At 66.8% G+C, this 6,905-nt stretch carries 14 protein-coding genes and 2 pseudogenes; all 16 read left to right on the forward strand.

The window, feature by feature from the left end; all coding sequences use genetic code 11:
* Positions 1-99 (forward strand): annotated as a pseudogene (locus ACT4N8_RS13650) (50S ribosomal protein L23); the annotation flags it as partial.
* 11 nt (positions 100-110) lie between these two features.
* Entirely contained in the window at positions 111-947 is an 837-nt protein-coding gene (gene rplB, locus ACT4N8_RS13655; protein WP_444858666.1) for a 50S ribosomal protein L2, read from the forward strand.
* A 2-nt stretch (positions 948-949) separates the two neighbouring features.
* A complete protein-coding gene (gene rpsS, locus ACT4N8_RS13660) occupies positions 950-1,225 on the forward strand; it encodes a 30S ribosomal protein S19 (protein WP_444858667.1) in 276 nt (91 codons plus the stop codon).
* Between the two features lie 3 nt (positions 1,226-1,228).
* The gene (gene rplV / locus ACT4N8_RS13665) at positions 1,229-1,609 is read left to right on the forward strand and encodes a 50S ribosomal protein L22 (RefSeq protein ID WP_444858668.1); all 381 of its coding nucleotides are present in this window, start codon (positions 1,229-1,231) and stop codon (positions 1,607-1,609) included.
* Between the two features lies 1 nt (position 1,610).
* Positions 1,611-2,318: a 30S ribosomal protein S3 gene (gene rpsC / locus ACT4N8_RS13670; RefSeq protein ID WP_444858669.1), complete on the forward strand. Its 708-nt coding sequence runs from the start codon at positions 1,611-1,613 to the stop codon at positions 2,316-2,318.
* 12 nt (positions 2,319-2,330) lie between these two features.
* Positions 2,331-2,762: a 50S ribosomal protein L16 gene (gene rplP / locus ACT4N8_RS13675; RefSeq protein WP_444858670.1), complete on the forward strand. Its 432-nt coding sequence runs from the start codon at positions 2,331-2,333 to the stop codon at positions 2,760-2,762.
* Between the two features lie 2 nt (positions 2,763-2,764).
* On the forward strand, positions 2,765-2,974 hold the full coding sequence (gene rpmC, locus ACT4N8_RS13680; protein ID WP_444858671.1) for a 50S ribosomal protein L29: 210 nt from the start codon (positions 2,765-2,767) through the stop codon (positions 2,972-2,974).
* 12 nt (positions 2,975-2,986) lie between these two features.
* Entirely contained in the window at positions 2,987-3,313 is a 327-nt protein-coding gene (gene rpsQ, locus ACT4N8_RS13685; protein ID WP_444858672.1) for a 30S ribosomal protein S17, read from the forward strand.
* A gap of 59 nt (positions 3,314-3,372) precedes the next feature.
* Positions 3,373-3,741 carry a 50S ribosomal protein L14 gene (rplN, locus tag ACT4N8_RS13690; RefSeq protein WP_309002111.1) on the forward strand — a complete coding sequence of 123 codons (369 nt, stop codon included), beginning with the start codon at positions 3,373-3,375 and terminating at the stop codon, positions 3,739-3,741.
* A gap of 2 nt (positions 3,742-3,743) precedes the next feature.
* Positions 3,744-4,061, forward strand: a complete 318-nt coding sequence (gene rplX / locus ACT4N8_RS13695; RefSeq protein WP_444858673.1) for a 50S ribosomal protein L24 — start codon at positions 3,744-3,746, stop codon at positions 4,059-4,061.
* Positions 4,054-4,635 carry a 50S ribosomal protein L5 gene (gene rplE, locus ACT4N8_RS13700; protein WP_444858674.1) on the forward strand — a complete coding sequence of 194 codons (582 nt, stop codon included), beginning with the start codon at positions 4,054-4,056 and terminating at the stop codon, positions 4,633-4,635. Before rplX ends, rplE begins: the two co-directional genes overlap by 8 nt.
* Before the next feature lie 34 nt (positions 4,636-4,669).
* On the forward strand, positions 4,670-4,975 hold the full coding sequence (rpsN, locus tag ACT4N8_RS13705; RefSeq protein WP_444858675.1) for a 30S ribosomal protein S14: 306 nt from the start codon (positions 4,670-4,672) through the stop codon (positions 4,973-4,975).
* A 9-nt stretch (positions 4,976-4,984) separates the two neighbouring features.
* Positions 4,985-5,380 (forward strand): 30S ribosomal protein S8, encoded by a 396-nt coding sequence (gene rpsH, locus ACT4N8_RS13710; RefSeq protein WP_444858676.1) that lies wholly within the window; start codon positions 4,985-4,987, stop codon positions 5,378-5,380.
* Positions 5,380-5,913, forward strand: coding sequence for a 50S ribosomal protein L6 (gene rplF, locus ACT4N8_RS13715; RefSeq protein ID WP_444858677.1), 534 nt, complete (start codon positions 5,380-5,382; stop codon positions 5,911-5,913). The genes rpsH and rplF overlap by 1 nt, the downstream gene beginning before the upstream one ends.
* 3 nt (positions 5,914-5,916) lie before the next feature.
* Entirely contained in the window at positions 5,917-6,270 is a 354-nt protein-coding gene (gene rplR / locus ACT4N8_RS13720) for a 50S ribosomal protein L18 (RefSeq protein WP_444858678.1), read from the forward strand.
* Positions 6,270-6,905: pseudogene (locus ACT4N8_RS13725) on the forward strand (hypothetical protein); the annotation flags it as partial. The gene rplR and the pseudogene ACT4N8_RS13725, both read left to right, overlap by 1 nt.

Consider the following 6,905-nt stretch of genomic DNA (forward strand, 5'->3'; position numbering starts at 1 on the left):
AAGCGCTGGAAGGGCCGGCCCTACACCCGCTCGGACGTCAAGAAGGCGATCGTGACGCTGGCCGACGGCCAGTCGATCGACGTCACCACCGGTATCTGAGGCTAGGGACGATGGCACTCAAGCAATACAATCCGACCACCTCGTCGCAGCGCGGCCTGATCCTGGTCGACAAGTCGGCGCTCTGGAAGGGCAAGCCGGTCAAGGCGCTCGTCGAGGGCAAGCGCAAGACGGGCGGCCGCAACAACACGGGCCATGTGACCTCGCGCGGGATCGCCGGCGGGCACAAGCAGAAATACCGCTATATCGACTTCAAGCGTCGCAAGTGGGACGTCGCGGCGACCGTCGAGCGGCTGGAGTACGATCCGAACCGGACCGCCTTCATCGCGCTGGTGAAATATGAGGACGGCGAGCTCGCCTACATCCTCGCGCCGCAGCGTCTCGCCGCGGGCGACACGGTCGTCGCCGGCCGCAAGGTCGACGTGAAGCCGGGCAATGCGATGGAGCTCGGCCAGATGCCGGTCGGCACGATCGTCCACAATGTCGAGATGAAGCCGGGCAAGGGCGGCCAGATCGCCCGCGCCGCCGGCACCTATGTCCAGGTCGTCGGCCGCGACAAGGGGATGGTGATCGTTCGCCTCAACTCGGGCGAGCAGCGCTACATTCACGCGAACTGCATGGGGACGGTCGGCGCGGTCTCGAACCCCGACAACCAGAACCAAAATTTCGCCAAGGCCGGCCGTACCCGCTGGAAGGGCAAGCGCCCGCTCACCCGCGGCGTCGCCAAGAACCCAGTCGATCACCCGCACGGCGGCGGCGAAGGCCGCACCTCGGGCGGCCGCCACCCGGTCACCCCGTGGGGCAAGCCGACCAAGGGCGCCCGCACCCGCTCCAACAAGGCGACGGACAAGATGATCATCCGTTCGCGCCACGCGAAGAAGAAGAGGTAAAGATGGCCCGCTCCGTCTGGAAAGGCCCGTTCGTCGAGCTGTCGCTGCTGAAGAAGGCGGAGACCGCGCAGGAGGCCGGTGGCCGCGCCCCGATCAAGACCTGGTCGCGGCGCTCCACCATCCTGCCGCAGTTCGTGGGGCTGACGTTCAACGTCTATAACGGCCGCAAGTTCGTGCCCGTCTCGGTCAACGAGGACATGGTCGGCATGAAGCTCGGCGAGTTCGCGCCGACCCGCTACTTCCCGGGCCACGCGTCCGACAAGAAGGGCAAGAGGTAGGTCATGGGCAAGGAAAAGAACCCGCGCCGCGTCGGCGAGAACGAGGCTCTGGCCGTCGGCGGCCAGATCCGCGGCTCGGCGCAGAAGCTCGGCCTCGTCGCCGCCCTGATCCGCGGCAAGAATGCCGGTGAGGCGCTCTCGATCCTGAGCTTTTCGCCCAAGGCGATGGCGCGCGACGTCAGGAAGGTGCTCGCCTCGGCGATCGCCAATGCCGAGAACAACCACAATCTCGACGTCGACAGCTTGGTCGTCGCCGAGGCTTCGGTCGGCAAGTCGATCTCAATGAAGCGGTTCACGCCGCGTGCTCGCGGCCGCGCCAGCCGCATCGTCAAACCGTTCAGCAAGGTGCGCATCGTCGTCCGCGAAACGAGCCAGGAAGCTTAATATGGGTCAGAAGAGCAATCCGATCGGCCTCAGGCTGCAGATCAACCGGACCTGGGACAGCCGTTGGTATGCCGAAGGCGACGATTACGGCCGGCTCCTCCTCGAGGACCTGAAGATCCGCAAGTTCATCATGGAAGCGCTGCCCCAGGCCGCGATCTCCAAGGTGGTGATCGAGCGGCCGGCGAAGCTGTGCCGCGTCTCCATCTATGCCGCGCGCCCGGGCGTGATCATCGGCAAGAAGGGCGCGGACATCGAGAAGCTGAAGAAGCAGCTCGGCGCGATGACCTCGTCGGACGTCTCCTTGAACATCGTCGAGATCCGCAAGCCGGAGATCGACGCGCGGCTCGTCGCGCAGGGCGTCGCCGACCAGCTCGAGCGGCGGATCGCGTTCCGCCGGGCGATGAAGCGCGCCGTTCAGTCGGCGCTGCGCCTCGGCGCGGAAGGCATCCGGATCACCTGCGCCGGCCGTCTCGGCGGGGCCGAGATCGCGCGCACCGAATGGTATCGCGAGGGCCGGGTGCCGCTGCACACGCTGCGCGCCCATGTCGATTATGCCGAGGCGACCGCACACACCGCCTACGGCGTCTGCGGCGTCAAGGTCTGGATCTTCAAGGGCGAGATTCTCGGCCACGATCCGCTCAGCCAGGACCGGCTGATGATGGAAGCGCAGACCTCCGGCGTGCGTCCCGCGCGCGACGACCGCCGCTAAGGAACGAGAGCCATGCTGCAACCCAAACGCACCAAGTTCCGCAAGGCCCACAAGGGGCGCATCCACGGCGACGCCAAGGGCGGCACCGCCTTGAACTTCGGCGCCTACGGCCTGAAGGCGATGGAGCCGGAGCGGATCACCGCGCGCCAGATCGAGGCGGCCCGCCGTGCGATCACCCGCCACATCAAGCGCCAGGGGCGCTTGTGGATCCGCATCTTCCCGGACGTGCCGGTCTCGTCGAAGCCGGCCGAGGTCCGCATGGGCTCGGGCAAGGGCAGCCCCGAATATTGGGTCGTCCGGGTGAAGCCGGGCCGCGTCCTGTTCGAGCTGGACGGCGTGCCGGGCCACATCGCCAAGACCGCTTTCGAGCGCGCCGCGGAGAAGCTGCCGATCAAGACCAAGGTGATCGCCCGTCTCGGCGAATCCCTTCTCGAGGACGCATGAACATGGCCAAGATCGACGATCTCAAGACCGAAACCGACGACCAGCTGACCGATCGGCTGTCAGAGCTGAAGCGCGAGCAGTTCAACCTGCGCTTCCAGGCCGCGACCAACCAGATCGAGAAGCCGGTCCGGATCCGCGAGGTGCGCCGCACCATCGCCCAGATCAAGACGCTGCAGAACGAGCGCGCCCGCGCCGCTTCGGCCAAGGCGTAAGGAGTAGAATAGATGCCCAAGCGCGTCCTGACCGGCACCGTGGTGTCCGACAAGACCGACAAGACCGTGGTGGTCAGCGTCGAACGGCGGGTGAAGCACCCGCTCTACGGCAAGATCATCAAGCGGTCGAAAAAGTATCATGCCCATGACGAGGGCAACGAGTTCAAGCAGGGCCAGATCGTCCGCATCGAGGAGACGCGGCCGATTTCGAAGCTGAAGACCTGGCGCGTGCTCGGCACCGCCGAGGCCGGCGCGGAGGCGCAGGCCGAGGAGAAGGCGACGAAGGCCAAGCCGAAGAAGAAGGCGGAGAAGGCCGAGGCCGAAACCGCCGACGCCTGACGAATTGCAACTTATCGCCGGGCGCTTCCCGGTTGAAGTGAAGAGAAGGAATTGGATCGATGATCCAGATGCAGTCCAACCTGGAGGTCGCCGACAACAGCGGCGCCAAGCGCGTCCAGTGCATCAAGGTGCTGGGCGGCTCCAAGCGGCGCTTCGCCGGCGTGGGCGACATCATCGTCGTCTCCGTCAAGGAAGCGGCGCCGCGTGGCCGGGTGAAGAAGGGCGACGTCCACAAGGCCGTGATCGTGCGGACCGCCAAGGACATCCATCGCCCCGACGGGTCGACGATCCGCTTCGATTCGAACGCGGCGGTGCTCGTCAACAACAACCAGGAGCCGATCGGCACCCGCATCTTCGGGCCGGTCGTCCGCGAATTGCGCGCGAAGAAGCATATGAAGATCATCAGCCTCGCGCCGGAGGTGCTGTAACCATGGCCGCGAAGATCAAGAAGGGCGACAAGGTCGTGGTCCTGTCCGGCAAGGACAAGGGCCGCCACGGCGAGGTCACCAAGGTGATGCCGAAGGACGGCAAGGTGCTGGTTTCCGGCATCAACGTCCATGCCCGCCACACCAAGCCGACGCAGGCCCGGCCGCAGGGCGGGATCGAGCGCCGCGAGGCGCCGCTGCACATTTCCAATGTCGCGCTCGAGGATCCGAAGACGGGCAAGCCCACCCGGGTCCGCTTCGAGGATCGCGACGGCAAGAAGGTTCGGGTCGCGGCCCGTTCCGGGGAGCTGATCAATGGCTGATGCCAAATACACGCCGCGCATGCGGCGCGAATATGACGAGAAGATCGTCCCGGCGATGATCGAGAAGTTCGGTTACAAGAACCGGATGGAGGTCCCGCGCCTCGACAAGATCGTCATCAACATGGGCGTCGGCGAGGCGACCCAGGACAAGAAGAAGGTCGAGACGGCGGCCCAGGAGATGGAGCTGATCGCGGGCCAGAAGCCGGTGATCACCAAGGCCAAGAAGTCGATCGCCCAGTTCAAGCTGCGCGAGGGCATGCCGATCGGCGTCAAGGTCACGCTGCGCAAGGAGCGGATGTACGAATTCGTGGACCGGCTGGTCACGATCGCGCTGCCGCGCGTGCGCGACTTCCGCGGCCTCAACCCGAAGAGCTTCGACGGTCGCGGCAATTACGCCATGGGCCTGAAAGAGCAGATCGTCTTCCCCGAGATCAATTACGACCGCATCGACAAGGTTCGGGGCATGGACGTGATCGTCACCACCACCGCGAAGACGGACGACGAGGCGCGCGAGCTGCTGCGCCTCTTCAATTTCCCGTTCCCGCAGGACCAGGATCAGAAGCAGGCGGCCTGATGGCCCCTGCCAAGAGAGGAAGAGAACTTAAGTCATGGCGAAACTGAGTTCCGTGAACAAGAACGAGCGTCGCAGGAAGCTGGCGAAGAAATATGCCGGCCAATATGCGAGGCTCAAGGCGATCGCGAACGACGAGTCCAAGGACGAGACGGAGCGCCTGATCGCGCGGCTGAAGATGGCCGAAATCCCGCGCAACGGGAACCCGACCCGCATTCGCAACCGCTGCGAGCTGACGGGTCGTTCCCGGGGCGTTTATCGCAAGTTCCGGCTGTCGCGCATCATGCTGCGCGAACTGGGCAACAAGGGCCTGATTCCGGGCCTCACCAAGTCGAGCTGGTAAGGTAGACTCATGCCGATGACCGATCCTTTGGGTGATATGCTCACCCGTATTCGCAACGGCCAGCAGGCGAAGAAGGACAGCGTCCTTTCGCCGGCGTCGAAGCTGCGCGCCCGCGTGCTCGACGTGCTCCAGCGCGAAGGCTATATCCGCGGCTATTCCGAGGAGGCGCTGGGCGCCCATCGGGGTTTGCGGATCGAGCTCAAATATTTCGAGGGCCAGCCCGCGATCCAGCACCTGTCCCGCGTCTCGAAGCCCGGCCGCCGGGTCTATTCGGGCGCGCAGGAGCTGCCGCGCGTGCGCAACGGCCTTGGCATCACCATCGTTTCGACGCCCAAGGGCGTTCTCAGCGACGCCGAGGCGCGCCAGCAGAACGTCGGCGGCGAAGTGCTCGCGGAGGTGTTCTGATGTCCCGCATCGGTAAGAGGCCGGTCGCGCTCCCCTCGGGAGTGACGGCGACCACCGAAGGCCAGATCCTCTCGGTCAAGGGCCCGAAGGGGACCCTGACGCTGCAGATGCGCGACGAGATCGCCTATGACATCGGCGACGACGGCATCACCGTGAAGCCCGCCAATGCCAGCAAAGAGGCGCGCGCCTTCTGGGGCATGCAGCGGACTTTGGTGCAGAATTTGGTCACCGGCGTCAGCGAGGGCTTCACCAAGGTGCTCGAGATAAGCGGCGTCGGCTATCGCGCCGCGGCGCAGGGCAAGAATCTGCGCCTGCAGCTCGGCTACAGCCACGACGTCAACGTGCCCGTGCCCGACGGCATCGAGATCAAGACGCCGGACGCCACCACGGTGGAGATCAGCGGCATCGACCGGCAGCAGGTCGGCCAGGTCGCCGCCGAGATTCGCCGCTGGCGCAAGCCCGAGCCCTACAAGGGCAAGGGCATCAAGTATCGCGGCGAGTATATCTTCCGCAAAGAAGGCAAGAAGAAATAAGCCATGGCGAGACAGAACCCCTTCGATAAGCGGCGCCAGCGCGTCCGCACGTCGATCCGCCAGCGCGGCGGCGACCGTCCGCGCCTGTCGGTGCACCGTTCGGGCCGGCACATCTACGTGCAGGTCATCAACGACGCCGACGGCCGCACCGTCGCCTCCGCCTCGACCCTGGAAAAGGAGGCGCGCGCCAAGACCGGCGCCACCGTCGCTGCCGCTCAGGAAGTCGGGCGCAAGATCGCCGAGCGCGCCAAGGCCGCCGGCGTCACCCGCGTCGTCTTCGATCGCGGCGGCTTCCTCTTCCATGGCCGGGTCAAGGCCCTCGCCGACGCCGCGCGCGAAGGCGGACTGGAGTTTTAATGATGGCTGACGAAACCAAGCAGAACGAGGGCGCCGAGCCGCAGGCCGAAACCCCGGCTCCGGCCGAGGCGACGCCGGCGGCGACCGAAGCGGCTCCGGCCGAAGCGGCGGCCGAGGGAGCTCCGGCTCCGGCCGAAGCGGCTCCTGTGGCGGCCGAGGAAGCTCCGGCTCCCGCCGAAGCGGCCCCGGCTCCTGCAGCCGCAGAGGAAGCTCCGGCTCTGGCTCCGACGGCGGCGTCCGCGCCGCCCGAGCGTCCCGAGGGGCGTGGCCCGCGCGGTCCGCGCGGCGGGCGCGGTCGTGGCGGCGGCGACCGGGGCGGCCGCGGCCGTCGCGACGACCGCCGTGGCGGCCCGGGCCGCGACGACGACGGCGGCGAGGAGCTGATCGAGAAGCTCGTCCACATCAACCGCGTCTCCAAGACGGTGAAGGGCGGCAAGCGCTTCGGCTTCGCGGCGCTCGTCGTGGTCGGCGACGGCAAGGGCCGCGCCGGCTTCGGCCACGGCAAGGCGCGCGAGGTGCCCGAGGCGATCTCCAAGGCGACCGCGGCGGCCAAGAAGGCGATGGTCCGCGTGCCGCTGCGTGAGGGCCGCACTCTGCACCATGACTGGCTCGGCCTTTTCGGCGCCGGGCGCGTC

The organism is Sphingosinicella sp. (assembly GCF_052387495.1).
Classification (GTDB): Bacteria; Pseudomonadota; Alphaproteobacteria; order Sphingomonadales; family Sphingomonadaceae; genus Allosphingosinicella.